Origin of the sequence: Bradyrhizobium sp. HKCCYLRH2060 (assembly GCF_051168135.1) — a bacterium.
GTDB lineage: Bacteria > Pseudomonadota > Alphaproteobacteria > Rhizobiales > Xanthobacteraceae > Bradyrhizobium.
In genome coordinates, this window is the sequence record NZ_JBNPUK010000019.1 from 1 (window position 1) to 17,142 (window position 17,142).

The following is a 17,142-nucleotide window of genomic DNA, read 5'->3' on the forward strand; positions in this document are numbered from 1 at the left end:
ACTCGACCGAGGAATCATCCATTTCCGGCAGCAAAATGGTAAGTTAGCGCCAATGAGAGATACCCCTCACCCGACCGAGATTTCTGCTCCGTCCTGCATGCCCTCTCCCGCAAGGGGAGAGGGCGCATTCACGAACACTGCGCTCGCAATGACGAAGCTTGTGGCAACTACTTCGCCACGATCTCCGGAATTTTCGTCGCCGGCGGCGTGTTGCGGCTGCGCTGGGTGCGGACGATGCCGTCGATGATGGTCATGCCGATGCCCGGGAGATCGCCGAGCTGGACGCTGTCGAGCAGGGTCTTGGCCGGCGAGTGCTGCGCCTTGTCCATGATGACGAAGTCGGCGGAGCGGCCGACCTCGATCAGGCCGCAATCGAGCTCGCGCATCCGCGCGGTGTTGCCGGTGGCGAAGCAGAACGCGATCTCGGCCGGGACATCGCCGAGCGAGGACAAGAGCGAGACCATGCGCAGGATCCCGAGCGGCTGCACGCCGGAGCCGGCCGGCGCGTCGGTGCCGAGGATGACGCGGTGGAGATCGTTCATCTCGCGCGCGGTGCGCAAGGTGAACAGCGCCGAGCGCTCGTTGCCGTTGTGCACCAGCTCGAGCCCCGCCTTGCAGCCCTCGCAGATGCAGCGGATCTGATCGTCGGGCAGCGCGGTGTGGCCGCCATTGATGTGTCCGATGACGTCGGTGCCGGCCTCCAGCACGACGTCCTTGTCGATCAGGCCGGAGCCGGGGATCGACGGACCGCCGGTGTGAATGGTGCTCTGGATGCCGTATTTGCGCGCCCAGCCGACCATCTTGCGCGCGGTCGGGCCGTCCTTGACGCCGCCGAGGCCGACCTCGCCGAGCAGCTTGACGCCGGCGGCGGCGAGCTCCTTGAAGTCGTCCTCGACCATCTCGCATTCGATCACCGGCGCGCCGGCATGCACCTTCACGCCGCCGGGACGGAGCGTCCAGAATGCGCGCTGCGCGAAGATCGCCATCGCCTTCAGGCCGACGACGTCGCGCGGCCGGCCGGGCATGTGCACCTCGCCGGCGGAGATCATCGTGGTGACGCCACCATGCAGATAGGAATCGATCCAGTTGCTCTGGTTCTGCCGCGGCGTCCAGTCGCCGGCGACCGGATGAACATGGCTGTCGATCAGGCCTGGCGCCACCGTCGTGCCATGGGCATCGACGATGGTCGTCGCGCCTTCGGTGTCGACGTCCTTGAAGCGGCCGATTCCCGTGATCTTGCCGTTCTCGGCGACGATCGTGTCGGCATCCAGGATGGGCCGTTCCAGGGCACCGGACAGCATGAGGCCGATGTTGCGGATGACCAGCTTGCTGGGACCGGTTGCTTGCGGCGCGTCATGGGCCATCGGGATATCCTTCTCTCCTGGCAAAGCATTTGCGGCAGTTTGCGCCTGCACGCGGCGCAGCATCAAGCCGGTTTCGGTCATTCGTACACGAATGATCAGGTCCGGCAAGCGGCGGCCTGCACGAAGATTTGGCGCGGGTTGCCTACCCTTCGGACACCGCGCGGGCCCTATGAACGCGGCGATATCCTCGGCTTCGGCCGCGTGTTCGACATCCCCGTCCCCTGTGCTTGTGGCGGTGGTCTCCGCGCTGGTGATGAACCGCACCCTGGACGTTGCTGCCGCGATCCGGCATCACCTCGTGTGATCTCTTTGCGACGAGGGTGACGGCAGATGAGCGACGACCTTCACACGATCGGCGCGGGCGGCATCACCGCCTCGGTCAAGGCTGATGGCGCCGAGCTGTGCTCGCTGAAGACGGCCGGGGGCCTGGAGTTGCTCTGGCAGGCCGGAGGCGCCTGGCCGCGCCATGCGCCATGGCTGTTTCCAATCGTCGGCCGACTCAAGAATGACCAGCTCCACCACCGCGGCCAGACCTATCCGATGACCCAGCACGGCTTCGCCCGCGACCTGCGTTTCACCTGGCTGGAGCGCGGGGCCGAGTCGTGCGTGTTGCAACTGACCGACGACGAGACGACGCGGGTGCGCTATCCGTTCGCCTTCCGTCTCACGGTGAGCTACCGGATCGCCGTTGACGCGCTGGACGTGGCGGTCGAGATCGCCAACCCCGGTGCGGAGATGCTGCCCGCCTCGTTCGGCGGCCATCCCGCCTTCAACTGGCCGCTGCTCCCCGGCCAGCCGAAGGAGAGCTATCGGCTGATTTTTGCAGAGCCTGAGCTGGCGCCGATCCGCCGTCTGACCGGCGGTTTGCTGCGCGAGCGGCCGGAGCCCTCACCGATCGAGGGGCGCGTTCTCCCGTTGAGCGAACGCCTGTTCGACGATGATGCCGTGATCCTCGATCAGCCGGCCAGCCGTTCGGTTCGCCTCGTCGGAACCAGGGGACCGGCGCTTGAGTTAGCCTGGGATAATTTTCGTCAGCTTGGAATCTGGTCGAAGCCCGGCGGCGTGCCGTTCCTGTGCATCGAGCCGTGGCGCGGTTTCGCTAGTCCGCTCAATTTCGACGGCGAGTTCGCGGCCAAGCCCGGCGTCATGCATATCGCGCCGGGCGTCGCCGAGAGGCTACGCTGCCGCATCAGAATCGATTCCTCGAATTAGTATGACTTATCTCGCGAGCGCCCGTTTGCGTGCACAGCGGTAACCGTGATCAACAGTTTTGGGCCTGGAAATGACGGCGCCGTGACCTACATGAGAGACGAGCGCGGAACTTTGGCTATGATGCGTCGAACGACCGGCGGTTGGCGGGCGCTTTCTCCGAACTGATAACGGTCGATCATCGAACATGATGCGTGGCGCGAACTCAGGCGCTCGCAGCCGGTTCTTGCAGCCGTGCGCCTTTGCCGTCAGCGGGCGCGCGGAGATCTCATGGCAGGGGCGCGCGTAAGTGGGCGTTACGCGGGGGAACGGGAGGATGGGATGGTGTTGAGAGCTGTTGTCGGCGCGATTACATGCGCCGTGTTGCTCGCAGCGACCGATGCTGTGGCAGGGGCCTATCAGCCGGGTGACTTCCTCAAGCTCGATTTGTCGAAGGCCGTGTTGTCGCCGGAGCCGCTCGGCCCCGAGGCGCATTTCGAACCTGTGCCCATCGAAGCCAAAACAGACCGACCTGCGGTCGCGGTCCGTTCTGCTGTTGACCCCGACGTCAGTTCCGGCATCCCGCGCGCCGTCGCCACCCGGCGGACTCATGGCACGAGGACGGCCGAGCGGCCCCGCGGCGCCGCCCGCACCAAGCTCGTCCATCGGCGCGGCAATCCGCTCGACGCGCAGGCGATGGATACGCGCATTCAGACCTGGCCGTGCCGGCCTGGCAGCGGCGGCATCTGCAACTGGCGCTGATCGGCGGGGTCTACCCCGCGCCCCCATCGCGTTCAGGAACCTCGCTCCCGACATCTTGATTGAGGCGGATGCCGGCTCGCTTGAACTCGCAAGCGGAGCAAAGGCAAGCTGAGCGCTTCCCGCCAAGGTCTTGATGTTTCGAGGCTGCTGCCGGCGCTCGCTGGCGAGCGGCTCGCGCGATTCCAGGAGATTTCATGAACGCCATCGACACCCAGGGTATCCGTCTGCCCAAGCTCGGGCTCGGCACCTTTCGCATGCAGGGCACCGTCTGCCGCGAGGCCGTCGAGAGCGCGCTTGCGCTCGGGTACCGCCATATCGACACCGCCGAGATGTACGCCAATGAGGATGCGATCGGCGCTGCACTTGCGGCGATCGATCTGCCGCGCGCCGAATTGCATGTCACCACCAAGGTCTGGCCGGAGAACCTCGCGCCGGAAGCGATCCGCCGTGCGTTCGACACGAGCCTCAAGAAGCTCCGGCTGGAGTTCGTCGATCTCTATCTCATCCACTGGCCGGCCAAGGGGATGAACCTGCCCGCCGCCCTGGAGACGCTGCTGAAGCTGAAGGAGGAGGGGCGCACGCGCGCGATCGGCGTCGCAAACTTCACCGTCGCGCTTCTGAAGCAGGCGGTGGAGGACGTCGAGGCACCTGTCGCCTGCAATCAGGTCGAATATCATGTGATGCTCGACCAGTCGAAGCTGATGGCCTACATGGCGGGCCGCTCGATTCCCCTGGTGGCCTATTGCCCGCTGGCGCAGGGACGGGCCGCCGCCGACGAGACGCTTGGGGCCATCGGCAGGAAGCATGGCGCCAGCGCCGCCCAGGTCGCGCTGAAATGGCTGTTGGACCAGGATGGGGTGGCGGCGATCCCCAAGGCAGCGCGCCCGGAAAGTCAGCGTGCGAACTGGGATGCGATGAAGCTTCAACTCGACGATGAGGATCGCGCCACCATCGCGTCCCTCCCGAAGGACAAGCGCTTCGTCAATCCGGCCTTTGCGCCGGACTGGGACCGCTGACGACCACGCGAAGCCCTGCAAGAACGGGCGTCAGAACGAACGCCACAGAAATGGCCCCTTGCGGGGCCATTGCTGTGTCGAAGTTGCAGATCAGTCGCGCCGGATGATCACGGTGCGATCGTGATGGCGGTGGAACGGCCGGACATAACGATGAGGCCGGTACTCACGATGCATGCGGTATTCGGCGCGGGACCGATCCCAGCCGTGGTGGTAGTGATGGCCGCCACGCTTGATGACCACGGTCTCGGCATTGGCGATCGACGGTGCCGCGAGCGCGACGACCGCCAGGGAAGCGAGCGCGAGAGCGATTTTCTTCATGTTGTCCTCCAGAATGAAAGTGCGGGATCAACTTGAAGTGTGAAAGAACGTTCCGCAGGAACTTCCACGAAGTTGCTGAATGCACGTTCAGGTTTGGTCTTCAAGCTCGCGGGCGAATCGCGGCGCCCCCTCGAGCCCACCGCGTCAGTCGCATTTCCTGAGCGCTGGCGTCGGCTTGCCGTTGGCAACGAAGCGGCCGTCACGAATGGTGTAGCTGTCGTCCTCGCCGCGATTGAACACGGAGCGGATGTCGCCGTCGGCGGTCCGGGTGATCCCGTTCTCTCGCGTCTGGCGCGCTTTGGGCAGCACGATCGAGAGCACCAGCGTCTGGTCCGCCTCGACGCGTGCGCTCGCCACCTGGTTGACGTCGGACGGATCGTGGTCACGACGATAGATCAGGTGACGATCGTCAGTGACTTCGTAGGAGATGATGGCGCCGCGGCCCTTGACCGGCGGTGCGCTGCAGTCGGCGGCCCAGGTTCCGATCAGGCCCCAGGTCCGGGCGACCTCGACGGTGTCGTCGGCCCGGGCGGCAGACGCTGATGATGCGCAGAGGACGATTGCGATGAGAGGGCGGGAGATCGAAATCATGCGGTCTCGCGGGGATGACTGCCGTGACATCTTAATGCACTGCGTCAACGGCGCAACGACAGACCTGCGCCGAGATCGTTGGCACAAAGTCTCATTCTTTCCGGGCCGGCCTTGATGGCGAGGGGGACAAGGCGCATGCTCCCCGCAACTACAAACAAGCGTGGGGAGGCTGACCATGTCTGCGCTGTCGCGCCGCAAATTCCTGCTGTCGTCCGGAGCGGCCGCCATGGCCGCGCTATCGGGTCCCGCCGGCGCCGCGATGGGGCCGGCCGACAAGCTCGATCTGGTGATCAAGGGCGGCGACGTGATCGATCCCAGCCAGTCGCTCCGAGGCAGGCGCGACATCGGGATCCGCTGGGGCGTCGTCGAAGCGGTCGAGCCCGAGATACCGGCCGAGCGGGCGCTGCGGTCGATCGACGCCAACGGCCGGCTGGTGACGCCGGGCCTGATCGATCTCCACAGTCACGTCTACCCCTATGGTTCGGCGATCGGGATTCCCCCGGACGAACTGGTGCAATTCCAGGGCACCACGACGGTCGTCTCGGCCGGCGACGCCGGTGTGAACAATCTGGCGGCGCTGCGCCGCTTCATCACCGCCCAGTCGCGGGCACGCATCTACGCCTTCGTCCACATCGCCAACAACGGCCTGTCGGCGTTCCCGGTGGCCGAGCTCTACAACATCGACAACGCGCAGGTCGACGCCTGCGCCATGGCGCTGGCGGAGAACCCGGACTTCCTGCTCGGGGTCAAGGTGCGGATGTCGGAGAACGTGATCTTCAAGCACGGGATCGAGCCGCTGAAGCGTGCCATCAAGGCCTGCGAGCTGTGCGGCTGGCCGGCGCGGATGATGGTGCATATCGGTGGCGTCGAGACCGGCGAGCTGATGTCACAGATCCTGGACCTGCTGCGCCCCGGCGACATCCTGACCCATGCCTATTCCGGCGCGCCGAATATGGGCGGCGCCTTCACCAACATCGTCCAGGACGGCAAGCTGCTGCCCGCGGCGCTCGCCGCCAAGCAGCGCGGCGTGCTGTTCGATGTCGGCCACGGCGGCGGCAGCTTCGATTTCACCGTGGCCGAAGTCGCAATCCCCGGCGGCTGCGGCCCGGACACGATCTCCTCCGACATCCATGTGTTCTCCGGCAACAGTCCGGGCATGCCGTTCCTGCCCAACGTGATGGCGAAATTCATCGCGATGGGATTTTCGTTGGAGCAGGTGGTGAGCATGGCCACCTCTGTGCCGGCCAAGATCATCAACCGTGCGCCGAAGATCGGCACGTTGCAGGTCGGCGCGCCGGCCGACGTTGCAATCATGGACCTGGTCGAGGGGCCCGTCAGCTTCGTCGATACCCGCGGCAACAAGCGCGACGGCAAGCTGCAGCTCAAGCCGGTGCAGACGGTGATCAATGGCGTGCCGTTCGGGCGGCCCTATCACTCGCCCTTTTCGGTGCGGTGAGCGGCGCGCAAATCACTCGATCGCGCGCGTCCGCTCTACATTGGACGAGCGGAGCGGCACGCCGAACTCCTCCCGGCAGACATCGGCGAGCACTGCGATGCCCTCGCGGATCTCCTGATGCGAGGGGCTGGCGAAGCACAGCCGCAGGCGGCTCCGCGCATGCGCGGCGTCGGTGGACCATTCCGGTCCCGGATTGATCGAGACGCCGCGTTTGAGCGCTGCCTGTGACAGCTTCATCGCGTCAACCTGATCCGGCAGCTTGACCCAGAGGAAGATCCCGCCCTTGGGTGGCGCGAACTCGGCGGAGGTGCCGAACTCCGCGTTGAGCGCCTCGATCAGGGTGTCCAGCTTGGCGCGCAGGCCCCGCACCAACTGCGGCACGTGGGTCGCGAAATGCGGCCTGCAATATTCCGCCAGCACCATCTGTTCCAGCGCGCCCGAGCCGGCATCGGTCTTGAGGGCCAGCAGCACCGACATGATCTCCCAGGGCGCGACCAGGAAGCCGACCCGCAGCGCGGGCGCGACCGATTTCGAGAATGAGCCGAGGTGGATCACACCGCCATGATCGGACATGCCGTGGATCGCGCGGGGCCGTTTGCCCTCCCAGATCAGGTCGGCGTAGCAGTCGTCCTCGAACAGCGGCACGCCATAGGCGCGCGACAGCCACAGCAGCTCGGCCCGCCGGCTTTCCGGCATGATGGTGCCGGTCGGGTTCTGCACCGTCGGAATGGTATAGATGTATTTCGGCCGGATGCCGCGGTCCTTGAGATCGGCCAGCACCGTCGCCAGCGCATCGGTTCGCATGCCGTCCTGGTCGAGCGGGATGCCGATGACCTTGACGCCCAGTCGCGCCAGCCGCGCCAGCGTGCCCTGGTAATTGTCCTGCTCGACCAGCACGGTGTCGCCGCGCGTGAGCAGCGCCTGGTTGACGAGGTCGAGGCCCTGCAGCGAGCCGGACAGGATCATGATGTCGTCGGCGCGCGCCGACATGCCCGCGTCCCGCGTCAGCTTGGCGGCAAGAAAGTCCCGCAGCGGCCGGTAGCCTTGAGGCCCATGCGCGAGGCCGTAGGTGGCGAGCGCGCGTCCCTCGCGGGCGAGCACGGCGTCGGCAGCCGCGCGCAAGCCCTCCACGGGCACGGCGTCGGCGTCGTTGTTGCCACCGACGAAGCTGTATTTTGCGAGTCCCGTCCAGCGCGCGGCCGGCGCGGGCAGGCCGGGGCTGAGGAGGGGTGCAAAATCGAATGCGGCCATGAGGCGCGGCTCCCTTGTTCTCGATTTGAGGCGACTTTAAACAGATACCAGGGCGCTTGTCCTGGCAGGGCAGGTCCTTTTCCCGGGGAAGGCGACCTTCGCGCGGCGATTCCGCCGCTCTGGCGCGCGCCTGCGATCCCGGCTAAAGCAGCCCGGAAAAGCAGCGAGACTTGCAATGGCCGACTCGATCCAGGAAGTTCTGTATGCCTTCGCCAAGGGCGAGATGGTCGTCGTGACCGATGACGACGACCGCGAGGGCGAGGGCGATCTCATTGTCGCCGCCTCGCTCTGCACGCCCGACAAGATGGCGTTCATCATTCGCCATACCTCCGGCATCGTCTGCGCGCCGATCACGGCCGACGACGCGCGGCGGCTGCGGCTCGACCCGATGGTCGCGCACAATGATTCCAATCACACCACGGCGTTCACCGTCTCGATCGACTACAAGCCGGACGGTGGCACCGGAATCTCGGCCGAGGAGCGTGCCTCCTGCTGTCGCGCGCTCGCCAATCCCAATGCCGGCGCCAATGATTTTGCGCGGCCCGGCCATATCTTCCCGCTGATCGCGCGCGACGGCGGCGTGCTGCTGCGCTCGGGCCACACCGAGGCGGCGGTCGATCTCTGCAAGCTCTCGGGGCTGCCGCCGGTCGGCGTCATCTCCGAGTTGATGAACGATGACGGCACGGTCATGAAGGGCGAGCAGGTCGTTCGTTTCGCCGCGGCCCACAATCTCAAGCATGTCACCATCGCCGATCTCATCTCCTACCGGCAGGCGCGCGAGAAGCTGATCGAGCGGGTGTCGACGTTCACGACCGACAGCCCGATCGGGCCGCTGCAGGGCTTCGCCTACCGCTCGCCGTTCGATCCGATCACCCACGCCGCGTTCGTCTACAACGGCATCGGCGACGGCAGGAACGTGCTGACGCGGCTTCACAAGCCCAACATCGTGAAGGATCTGATCGCCGGTCCGCAGCGTATTCAAGCCGTGCTGCAGCACTTCAAGAAGGCCGGCCGCGGCGTGCTGATCTATCTGCGGGACGGTGCGGCCGGCGTTCCGGTCGAGCCGGTCGCGGAGCCACATACCGCGGAAGCCGATCGCCATCGGCAGTGGCGCGAAGTCGGCGTCGGTGCGCAGATCCTGCGGGATCTCGGCGTGACGTCGATCCGGAACCTGACCTCGTCGGTCCATGACTACAAAGGCTTGTCGGGTTTCGGCATCGAGATCGTCGCCAACGAACGGCTTGAAGGCTGAACTTCCAGGATTTAACTTCACAGGGCTGCGTTCCGTGCGCAGCAAGACGCGAAAGGACCATTCATGAGCGCGCGCCCTCAGGCAAAGGACAAGCCGGCCCAGTCGAGCTTCCAGTGGGACGATCCCTTCCTGCTGGACGAGCAACTGACCGAGGACGAGCGCATGGTGCGTGACACCGCGCGCGCCTATGCCCAGGACAAGCTGCTGCCGCGCGTGACCAAGGCCTATCTCGAGGAGAAGACCGATCGCGAGATCTTCAACGAGATGGGCGAACTCGGCCTGATCGGCATCACCTTGCCGGAGGAATATGGCTGCGCCAATGCGAGCTACGTCGCCTATGGCCTCGTGGCACGCGAGATCGAGCGCGTCGATTCCGGCTATCGCTCGATGAACTCGGTGCAGTCCTCGCTGGTGATGTATCCGATCTACGCCTATGGCGACGAGAGCCAGCGCAAGAAGTACCTGCCGAAGCTCGCCAGCGGCGAATGGGTCGGCTGTTTCGGCCTCACCGAGCCGGATGCCGGCTCCGATCCGGCCGGCATGAAGACCCGCGCCGAGAAGGTCGCCGACGGCTACCGCCTGACCGGCAGCAAGATGTGGATCTCGAACGCGCCGATCGCCGACGTGTTCGTGGTGTGGGCGAAGTCGGCCGCGCATGACAACCAGATCCGTGGCTTCATCCTCGAGAAGGGCATGAAGGGCCTGTCGGCGCCGAAGATCGGCGGCAAGCTCTCGTTGCGTGCCTCGATCACCGGCGAGGTCGTGATGGACGGCGTGGTGGTGCCGGAGAGCGCGCTGCTGCCCAACGTGTCCGGCCTGAAAGGGCCGTTCGGCTGCCTCAATCGCGCCCGCTACGGCATCTCCTGGGGCGTGCTCGGCGCCGCCGAGGACTGCATGCATCGCGCCCGCCAGTATACGCTGGACCGCAAGCAGTTCGGTCGTCCGCTTGCCGCCACGCAACTGGTGCAGAAGAAGCTTGCGGACATGGAGACGGAGATCGCGCTTGGCCTGCAGGCAAGCTTGCGCGTCGGCCGGCTGATGGACGAGGGCAAGATGGCCCCGGAGATGATCTCGATCGTCAAGCGCAACAATTGCGGCAAGGCGCTCGACATCGCCCGCGTCGCGCGCGACATGCACGGCGGCAACGGCATTTCGATCGAGTATCAGGTGATGCGCCACGTCGCCAACCTCGAGACGGTCAATACCTACGAGGGCACGCACGACGTCCACGCGCTGATCCTCGGCCGCGCCATCACCGGCATCCAGGCGTTCTTCTAATCAGGCGTTCTTCTAATTCGCCTGGTCGATCTTGGGGACGGGCCCTGAGTCCTCAACTGTCATCGTCCGCGCAAGCGGACGATCCAGTATGCCGAGACGAGAGTGATCAGCCGATATGCCAGGGCGTACCGGATGCCCCGCCTGCGCGGGGCATGACGCCGGAGGAAGCGGGCCATTCAAGCGCCCGCGCAGAGTTAAGGGCAGCAGATGGCCGAGGAAGACGTCCCATTCAACCGCAACTTCCCGCTTGCAGCTGGAGTCGTCGAGGAGGTGCGTCCGGGCATTCGCCGCGTCCTCTGCAACAATCCGAGCCCGTTCACCTTCACCGGTACCGTCAGCTACATCGTGGGCACCGGTAACGTCGCGATCATCGATCCGGGTCCGGACAACGAGGCCCATGCGCAGGCGCTGCTCGATGCCGTCAGAGGCGAGACCGTCACGCACATCCTGGTGACGCACACCCACCGCGATCACTCGCCGAACACCGGCCGGCTCAAGGCCGCGACCGGCGCCACCGTCTATGCCGAGGGCCCGCATCGCGCGTCGCGGCCGCGCTACGAGAGCGAGAAGCACAGCCCGGAATCCGGCGTCGATCGGGACTTCGCGCCCGATGTCACCGTTGCCGATGGTGACGTGATCGAGGGGCAGGGCTGGCAGCTCGAGGCGCTGGCGACACCCGGTCATACCGCCAACCATCTCGCCTTCGCCTGGGGCGCGCGTAGCACCACCTTCGTCGGCGATCACGTGATGGGCTGGGCGACGTCGATCGTGGCGCCGCCCGACGGCTCGATGGTCGACTACATGGCCTCGCTGGCGCGGCTCGCCGCGCGGCCCGAGGAGCTGTATTTCTCAGGCCACGGACCGGAAATTCCGGAGGGACCGCGCTACACGCGCTTCCTGATGCGCCATCGCCAGGCGCGCGAAGCCTCGATCCTGCATCGCCTCGCCAAGGGCGAGGCCGACATCCCGACCATGGTGCGCGCGATCTATATCGGCATCGATCCACGGCTCACCACCGCGGCCGGCTACTCCGTGCTGGCCCACCTGGAAGACCTCGTCGCCCGCGGCGTGGTCGCAACGGAAGGTGATCCGGTGATCGGCGGGACGTATCGGATGAAGTAGCGAATGGCGAATAGGGAGTAGCGAATAGGGAAGAGGGGCGGTCGAATCGCGTCAGTCGCTATTCGCTATTCGCTACTCCCTACTTGCCATTCGCCCATTTCACTTCTTCACCGTCTTCGCATTCCCCTTCGCTGCCATGGGCGGCGGCGTCACCTTCTTCACCGGCTTCTGCGCCTCGGCTTCGCCGGCGCTGGAGAGATCCTCGATCAGCTTGGTCACGCGCGCGGCGTTGCTGCCGATATCTGACTCGAAATAGCGCGAGGCGGAGCGGACGTCGACGCGGGAATCCTCGCCGTCGGGCTGGATCCGGATCGAGATGTCCTCGCGAAAGCCCATGATCGGCGTGCGTGCGACCGCCTCGATGCGGCCGACGCGGCGCGGCGGCTGCGGCGCGCGCTCGTCGACCACGAACCATTTGCGCCGGTTGACCAGCTTCAGCGCGATCGCATAGGCACGATCGGGCGGCAGCTCGATCTGCACCGGCTCGATGTCCGGATAGAATTTCTGCTGCTGCTCGGCTGAATACAGCCCGGCATACACGGCCGTGTTGGTGCCGTCGCCGTTGCGCAGCGGCGCCAAGGCCTCGAAGCGCGGCGGATCGATCGGGTCGGTGGTGATGTCGTAGATCTTCGGCAGCTTGCGGTACTGGAGCGCGAGGTAGGCCGGATAGGCCAGCACCACGGCATCGATCATGAAGGCGAGCAGGATCCGGCTCATGCCGCGGCTGCCGTTGCGCCAGATCGCGACGAAGGCCGCGAGCCCGAGCAGGATCGACAGGACGGCAAGCCCCAGCGCTCCGAAGAACGTCGCCAGCGCCGGCTTCATCTCCAGAAAATCGAAGCGCAGGATCAGGATCGAGACCAGCACGGCGACGACCGAGAACACCGCCAGATTGCGGGTCCAGGTCGCGAGGCTGGAGATGGGCTCCGACAGATAGGGGGCGTGAAACCTGCGTGCCATCGTGTCAGGAACTGCCGGGTTGGGCCGCTGCCTGCGTTGCGCCGGGCGGCCGGGTCATCCGTGTGAGACCACGCGGAGGGGCTAAATTCAAGAGGGGTCTGGCCCGGAGAGGGCGGTTGATCCGTCGACTGTGTCAGACGCTTGGGGTGGGGCGCGCGCGCAAGGCCGTCAGCATCAACAGGATGGTTGCGACGGAGAATGCCGCGCCGGTCGCGAACGTCGCCTGCGACCCATAGGCTTGCCACAGCCATCCCGCCAGCAGGCTCGCGACCAGCAGCGCAGCGCCGGTCACAAGGTTGAACAGGCCGAACGCGGTGCCGCGCAGGTCCTGCGGGGCGGTATCGGCGACCATTGCCGACAGCAGCCCCTGCGACAGCCCGAGGTAGAAGCCCCACAGCGCGACGCCGATCGCGGTGCCGATCAGGCCGGGCACGAAGGCCAGCGTCAGGTCGGCGGCTGTCAGCACCACGAGGCCGCAGGTCAGCACGTTGTTGCGGCCGATGCGGTCGGAGAGGATGCCGGCCGGCATGGCGACGCCGGCATAGATCAGGTTCATCAGCACGTAGACCAACGGGATGAGGGAGAGAGCGAGGCCGTCGGCCTGCGCCTTGAGCACCAGGAACGCCTCGCTGAAGCGGGCCAACGCGAACACCGCGCCGATGGCGACCACGATCCAATAGGCTGATGGCAGCCGTCGCAGTTCGCGCGTATGGACCGGCCAGCCGGGGTGCGGCGCAGGCGCTGTCTCCACCGGCTCGCGCACGCCGAACAGGATCAGCAGCACGGCGAGCGCGGCCGGCAGCGCCGACCACCAGAACACCGCCCGGAAGTCGTTGGCATAGAGCGCCATCAGCGCCACCGCGAGGAGGGGACCGGCAAAGGCGCCGATCGTGTCGAGCGCCTGGCGCAAGCCGTAGCTCGCGCCGCGGATGCCTTCCGGCGTGACGTCGGCGATCAGTGCGTCGCGCGGCGCCTCGCGGATGCCCTTGCCGATGCGGTCGACGAAGCGCGCGGCGAGGATCTGCCAGGATGTGCCGGCGAGCGGAAACACTGGCTTGGTCAGGGCCGCCAGCCCATAGCCGATTGCGACCAGCAGCTTGCGCTTGCCGATGCGGTCGGACAGTGCGCCGGAGAATACCTTGGTGATTGCGGCGGTCGCCTCGGACACGCCTTCGATCAGGCCGATCGTCACCGTGGACGCGCCGACCACGGTCGCGAGGAAGATCGGCAGCAGCGCGTGGATCAGCTCCGAGGAGATGTCCATCAGCAGCGACACCAGCCCGAGCGTCAGCACCGTCGACGGTACGTCGCGCCATGTCGTGGAAGCCGGGACGCGCGCTCTTGAACCCATGCCCCTCTTCTAGATGCGGCCGTGCCTGCCGTCTTGCGCCACGTCAAAGCCGCAGCGGCACAAACGCCACGGCCCCGCCGAAAGGGAGGGGCCGCGGCTTCCTTGGTCAGGCTGCGCCGGATGCTCAGTGCCCATGCACCAGCGGGCAGGCCGAGTCGGCGAGCTTGCCGAACGCCTCCTCGCCCGACATCGTCTGGATCAGCTTGTAGTAGTCCCAGGGGTGCTTCGACTCCTCCGGCTTCTTGACCTGCATGATGTACATCTCGTGCTCCATCAGGCCGTCGGCGCGGATCTTGCCGTTCGACGTGAACATGTCGTCGATCTTCATCTTGCGCAGCTGGTCCATGACCTTGTCGGAGTCGGTGGTGCCGGCCGCCTTCACGGCATTGAGGTAGGTCGTCGTCGCCGAGTAGTAGGCGGCCTGGTTCATGGTCGGCTCGCGCTTGGTCTTTTCGAAGTAGCGCTTGGCGAAGGCGCGGGTCTTGTCGTTGAGGTCCCAATACCAGCCGGTGGTGAGATAGAGACCCTGCGCGGTCTTCAGGCCGAGACTGTGGATGTCGCTGACGAAGGCGAGCAGCGCCGCCGGCTTCATCGTCTTGGCGATGCCGAATTCATCCGCGGCCTTGATCGAGTTCGTGAAGTCGTTGCCGGCATTGGCGAGGCCCAGAACCTGCGCGCCCGAGCCTTGCGCCTGCAGCAGATAGCTGGAGAAATCCGAGGTCGAGAGCGGCACGCGGACCGCTCCGACCACCTTGCCGCCATTGGCCTCGACCACCTTGGACGCGGCCTCCTGCAACTGGGTGCCGAAGGCGTAGTCGGCGGTCAGGAAGAACCAGCTCTTGCCGCCCTGGCTGACCATGGTCTTGGCGGTGCCGTTGGCGAGCGAGGTCGTATCGTAGGCGTAGTGGACGGTGTAGGGCGTGCAGTCCTTGCCCGTCAGCGAGGCGCCGGCGGCACCGATCGCAATGAACGGTATTTTCTTCTCCTTGGCGGCGGTGGCCATCGCGAGGCTGACCCCCGTGTTGGAGCCGCCGAGGATCATGGTGACGCCGTCGCGATCGGCCCACTCGCGCAATTTCTGGGCGCCGACGTCCGGCTTGTTCTGATGATCGCTCTCCATGAACTCGATCTTGTTGCCGAGCACGCTGCCGCCGAAATCCTCGATCGCCATCTTTGCAGCCTCGACGCCGCCCGGCCCGATCACGTCGGCATAGAGCCCGGACATGTCGTCGATGTCGCCGATCACGACCTTGTTGCCGGCGGCATGAGCGGCCGTGGCGACCAGTGATGCTCCCAGCAGCCAGGGCAGCAGGCGGATTGATTTTCGCATGGTGGCGTTCCCTCGTTTTTTATGGTGCCGGACCTTAGGAACCCGCCCATGGGCTTCCTATTCGCCTTTGGTCGAGGCGAGGGCGATGGAACTTTTTGCGCGGAACGCAAACGGCCCCCGCGGGGGCGCAGGGGCCGTGAGTCTCGCGCGGAACGGGAGTTGTTGCTAAGCTGCGGCGTTGGGGAAGCGGTAGCTCTTGAACTGGTCGCGCAGCGCGGTCTTCAGGATCTTGCCCGTTGCCGTGTGCGGAATGCCGTCGACGAAGGCGACGTCATCGGGCATCCACCATTTGGCGATCTTGCCCTCCATGTATTTCAGGATGTCCTCGCGCGTCGTCGTCTGGCCGGGCTTCAATTGCACGATCAGCAGCGGGCGCTCATCCCATTTCGGATGATAGACGCCGATGACGGCAGCCTCGGCGACCGCGGGATGGCCGACCGCGAGATTCTCCAGGTCGATCGAGGAGATCCATTCGCCGCCGGACTTGATGACGTCCTTGGAGCGGTCGGTGATGCGCATGTAGCCATGCTCGTCGACGGTTGCGACGTCGCCGGTGTCGAAGAAGCCTTCATCGTCGAGGATGTTGCTGTCGACCTTGTAGTAGGCCTTCGACACCGCGGGCCCGGACACCTTGAGCCGGCCGAAGGTCTTGCCGTCCCACGGCAACTCGGTGCCGGCATCGTCGGTGATCTTCATCTCGACGCCGAACGGCGGGAAGCCCTGGGTCTGCAGCACGTCGAGCTTGGCGTCGCCGTCGGCGGCGAGGAACGGCGGCTTCAGGGTAGCGAGCGTGCCGATCGGGCTCATCTCGGTCATGCCCCAGGCATGGCGCACGCCGATACCCATGTCGAGGAAGGCCTGGATCATCGAGCGCGGCATCGCCGAGCCGCCGCACACCACCATCTTCAGATGCGGCAGTTTGAGGTTATGCGCCTGCATGTGCTGCAGCAGCATCAGCCACACCGTCGGCACGCCGGCGGTGTAGGTCACCTTCTCGGTGTCGAGCAGCTCGTAGACGGACGCGCCGTCGAGCTTGGGGCCGGGCATCACCAGCTTGGTGCCCATCGACGGAGCGGAGAAGGCAATGCCCCAGCTGTTGGCATGGAACAGCGGAACCACCGGAAGCATTGTGTCTGCTGCGGACGTACCGAGTGAATCCCGGCTATTGGCCATCAACGCATGCAGCACGTTGGACCGATGCGAATACAGCACACCTTTCGGATCGCCCGTGGTGCCGGACGTGTAGCACATCGCGGCCGCGGTGTTCTCGTCGAAGGTGCCCCAGGCGAAGTCGCCGTCGGCCTCGCCGATCCACGATTCGTAGGCGACGGCGTTCTTGAGCGTCGTCTGCGGCATGTGCGCGGCGTCGGTCAGCACGATGTAGCGCTCGACGCTCGGCAGCTTGTCGGCGAGCTTCTCGAGGATTGGCACGAACGTCAGATCGGTGATGACGATGCGGTCCTGGGCATGGTTGATGATCCAGCCGATCTGCTCGGGAAACAGGCGCGGATTGACCGTGTGACAGATCGCGCCGATTCCCATGATGCCGTACCAGACCTCGAGATGACGGCCGGTATTCCAGGCGATGGTGGCGACGCGGTCGCCCAGCTTGATGCCGTCGCGCGTCAGCTTCTGCGAGACCTTGAGAGCGCGGTCGTGGATTTGCCGATAGGTGGTGCGAACGATGGGGCCCTCGACCGAGCGGGTCACGACCTCCTGGGAGCCGTGGATTGTCGCCGCATGCTCGATGATCCGGTGACAAAGCAGGGGCCAGTCTTGCATCAAACCAAGCATCAGGTCGTTCCTCCGGTATTCGCTTGCAGCGAGGGTCTTTTGGTCTCTTTGGTCAATTTTAGCGCGCGCCGCACCCGACGCAAATGGGCTTGTGATGGCCACGACGTCG

General features: G+C 65.7%; 15 protein-coding genes. 7 read left to right on the forward strand and 8 right to left on the reverse strand.

Going from position 1 to position 17,142, the window contains the following annotated elements; all coding sequences use genetic code 11:
• Nucleotides 1–167 precede the first annotated feature (167 nt).
• Complete coding sequence (locus ACQR10_RS28150; protein WP_315802289.1) at nucleotides 168–1,364, reverse strand: amidohydrolase family protein; 1,197 nt, start codon at nucleotides 1,362–1,364, stop codon at nucleotides 168–170.
• Between the two features lie 330 nt (nucleotides 1,365–1,694).
• Between ACQR10_RS28150 and ACQR10_RS28155 the strand changes: the two genes are divergently transcribed.
• The 3 genes from ACQR10_RS28155 to ACQR10_RS28165 all read left to right on the forward strand — a co-directional run bounded on the left by ACQR10_RS28155 (nucleotide 1,695) and on the right by ACQR10_RS28165 (nucleotide 4,330).
• Nucleotides 1,695–2,576, forward strand: coding sequence for an aldose 1-epimerase family protein (locus ACQR10_RS28155; protein ID WP_315802290.1), 882 nt, complete (start codon nucleotides 1,695–1,697; stop codon nucleotides 2,574–2,576).
• 318 nt (nucleotides 2,577–2,894) lie between these two features.
• The gene (locus ACQR10_RS28160; RefSeq protein WP_316218458.1) at nucleotides 2,895–3,314 is read left to right on the forward strand and encodes a hypothetical protein; all 420 of its coding nucleotides are present in this window, start codon (nucleotides 2,895–2,897) and stop codon (nucleotides 3,312–3,314) included.
• A 194-nt stretch (nucleotides 3,315–3,508) separates the two neighbouring features.
• Entirely contained in the window at nucleotides 3,509–4,330 is an 822-nt protein-coding gene (locus ACQR10_RS28165; protein ID WP_316218394.1) for an aldo/keto reductase, read from the forward strand.
• 90 nt (nucleotides 4,331–4,420) lie between these two features.
• On the opposite strand, the gene ACQR10_RS28170 is transcribed toward ACQR10_RS28165, so the two are convergent.
• Complete coding sequence (locus ACQR10_RS28170; protein ID WP_315802292.1) at nucleotides 4,421–4,648, reverse strand: hypothetical protein; 228 nt, start codon at nucleotides 4,646–4,648, stop codon at nucleotides 4,421–4,423.
• Between the two features lie 144 nt (nucleotides 4,649–4,792).
• Nucleotides 4,793–5,239, reverse strand: coding sequence for a hypothetical protein (locus tag ACQR10_RS28175; protein ID WP_316218395.1), 447 nt, complete (start codon nucleotides 5,237–5,239; stop codon nucleotides 4,793–4,795).
• Nucleotides 5,240–5,414: 175 nt separating this feature from the next.
• On the opposite strand from ACQR10_RS28175, the gene ACQR10_RS28180 reads away from it, so the two are divergent.
• Nucleotides 5,415–6,695 carry an amidohydrolase/deacetylase family metallohydrolase gene (locus tag ACQR10_RS28180; RefSeq protein WP_316218396.1) on the forward strand — a complete coding sequence of 427 codons (1,281 nt, stop codon included), beginning with the start codon at nucleotides 5,415–5,417 and terminating at the stop codon, nucleotides 6,693–6,695.
• 12 nt (nucleotides 6,696–6,707) lie between these two features.
• On the opposite strand, the gene ACQR10_RS28185 is transcribed toward ACQR10_RS28180, so the two are convergent.
• Nucleotides 6,708–7,946, reverse strand: coding sequence for a PLP-dependent aminotransferase family protein (locus tag ACQR10_RS28185; protein ID WP_316218397.1), 1,239 nt, complete (start codon nucleotides 7,944–7,946; stop codon nucleotides 6,708–6,710).
• 175 nt (nucleotides 7,947–8,121) lie between these two features.
• Between ACQR10_RS28185 and ribB the strand changes: the two genes are divergently transcribed.
• The 3 genes from ribB to ACQR10_RS28200 all read left to right on the forward strand — a co-directional run bounded on the left by ribB (nucleotide 8,122) and on the right by ACQR10_RS28200 (nucleotide 11,598).
• Nucleotides 8,122–9,198, forward strand: coding sequence for a 3,4-dihydroxy-2-butanone-4-phosphate synthase (ribB, locus tag ACQR10_RS28190; RefSeq protein ID WP_316218398.1), 1,077 nt, complete (start codon nucleotides 8,122–8,124; stop codon nucleotides 9,196–9,198).
• A 63-nt stretch (nucleotides 9,199–9,261) separates the two neighbouring features.
• Nucleotides 9,262–10,476, forward strand: coding sequence for an acyl-CoA dehydrogenase (locus tag ACQR10_RS28195; protein WP_316218399.1), 1,215 nt, complete (start codon nucleotides 9,262–9,264; stop codon nucleotides 10,474–10,476).
• 207 nt (nucleotides 10,477–10,683) lie between these two features.
• A complete protein-coding gene (locus tag ACQR10_RS28200) occupies nucleotides 10,684–11,598 on the forward strand; it encodes an MBL fold metallo-hydrolase (protein ID WP_316218400.1) in 915 nt (304 codons plus the stop codon).
• Between the two features lie 99 nt (nucleotides 11,599–11,697).
• On the opposite strand, the gene ACQR10_RS28205 is transcribed toward ACQR10_RS28200, so the two are convergent.
• From ACQR10_RS28205 to ACQR10_RS28220, 4 genes are all read right to left on the reverse strand, one after another.
• On the reverse strand, nucleotides 11,698–12,558 hold the full coding sequence (locus tag ACQR10_RS28205) for a DUF1499 domain-containing protein (RefSeq protein ID WP_315802299.1): 861 nt from the start codon (nucleotides 12,556–12,558) through the stop codon (nucleotides 11,698–11,700).
• Between the two features lie 133 nt (nucleotides 12,559–12,691).
• Complete coding sequence (locus ACQR10_RS28210; protein ID WP_434839805.1) at nucleotides 12,692–13,909, reverse strand: MFS transporter; 1,218 nt, start codon at nucleotides 13,907–13,909, stop codon at nucleotides 12,692–12,694.
• Nucleotides 13,910–14,033: 124 nt separating this feature from the next.
• A complete protein-coding gene (locus ACQR10_RS28215) occupies nucleotides 14,034–15,239 on the reverse strand; it encodes an ABC transporter substrate-binding protein (protein ID WP_434912137.1) in 1,206 nt (401 codons plus the stop codon).
• Between the two features lie 165 nt (nucleotides 15,240–15,404).
• Complete coding sequence (locus ACQR10_RS28220) at nucleotides 15,405–17,033, reverse strand: fatty-acid--CoA ligase (protein WP_315752068.1); 1,629 nt, start codon at nucleotides 17,031–17,033, stop codon at nucleotides 15,405–15,407.
• Nucleotides 17,034–17,142 lie beyond the last annotated feature (109 nt).

Excerpts from the sequence above, each read along its gene's own strand:
- ACQR10_RS28165 (WP_316218394.1), top strand. The coding sequence starts at position 3,509 with ATGAACGCCATCGACACCCAGGGTATCCGTCTGCCCAAGCTCGGGCTC.
- ACQR10_RS28160 (WP_316218458.1), top strand. The coding sequence starts at position 2,895 with ATGGTGTTGAGAGCTGTTGTCGGCGCGATTACATGCGCCGTGTTGCTC.
- ACQR10_RS28200 (WP_316218400.1), top strand. The coding sequence starts at position 10,684 with ATGGCCGAGGAAGACGTCCCATTCAACCGCAACTTCCCGCTTGCAGCT.
- ACQR10_RS28155 (WP_315802290.1), top strand. The coding sequence starts at position 1,695 with ATGAGCGACGACCTTCACACGATCGGCGCGGGCGGCATCACCGCCTCG.
- ACQR10_RS28215 (WP_434912137.1), bottom strand. The coding sequence starts at position 15,239 with ATGCGAAAATCAATCCGCCTGCTGCCCTGGCTGCTGGGAGCATCACTG.
- ACQR10_RS28180 (WP_316218396.1), top strand. The coding sequence starts at position 5,415 with ATGTCTGCGCTGTCGCGCCGCAAATTCCTGCTGTCGTCCGGAGCGGCC.
- ACQR10_RS28175 (WP_316218395.1), bottom strand. The coding sequence starts at position 5,239 with ATGATTTCGATCTCCCGCCCTCTCATCGCAATCGTCCTCTGCGCATCA.
- ACQR10_RS28220 (WP_315752068.1), bottom strand. The coding sequence starts at position 17,033 with ATGCTTGGTTTGATGCAAGACTGGCCCCTGCTTTGTCACCGGATCATC.
- ACQR10_RS28150 (WP_315802289.1), bottom strand. The coding sequence starts at position 1,364 with ATGGCCCATGACGCGCCGCAAGCAACCGGTCCCAGCAAGCTGGTCATC.
- ACQR10_RS28185 (WP_316218397.1), bottom strand. The coding sequence starts at position 7,946 with ATGGCCGCATTCGATTTTGCACCCCTCCTCAGCCCCGGCCTGCCCGCG.
- ACQR10_RS28205 (WP_315802299.1), bottom strand. The coding sequence starts at position 12,558 with ATGGCACGCAGGTTTCACGCCCCCTATCTGTCGGAGCCCATCTCCAGC.
- ribB (WP_316218398.1), top strand. The coding sequence starts at position 8,122 with ATGGCCGACTCGATCCAGGAAGTTCTGTATGCCTTCGCCAAGGGCGAG.
- ACQR10_RS28195 (WP_316218399.1), top strand. The coding sequence starts at position 9,262 with ATGAGCGCGCGCCCTCAGGCAAAGGACAAGCCGGCCCAGTCGAGCTTC.
- ACQR10_RS28210 (WP_434839805.1), bottom strand. The coding sequence starts at position 13,909 with ATGGGTTCAAGAGCGCGCGTCCCGGCTTCCACGACATGGCGCGACGTA.
- ACQR10_RS28170 (WP_315802292.1), bottom strand. The coding sequence starts at position 4,648 with ATGAAGAAAATCGCTCTCGCGCTCGCTTCCCTGGCGGTCGTCGCGCTC.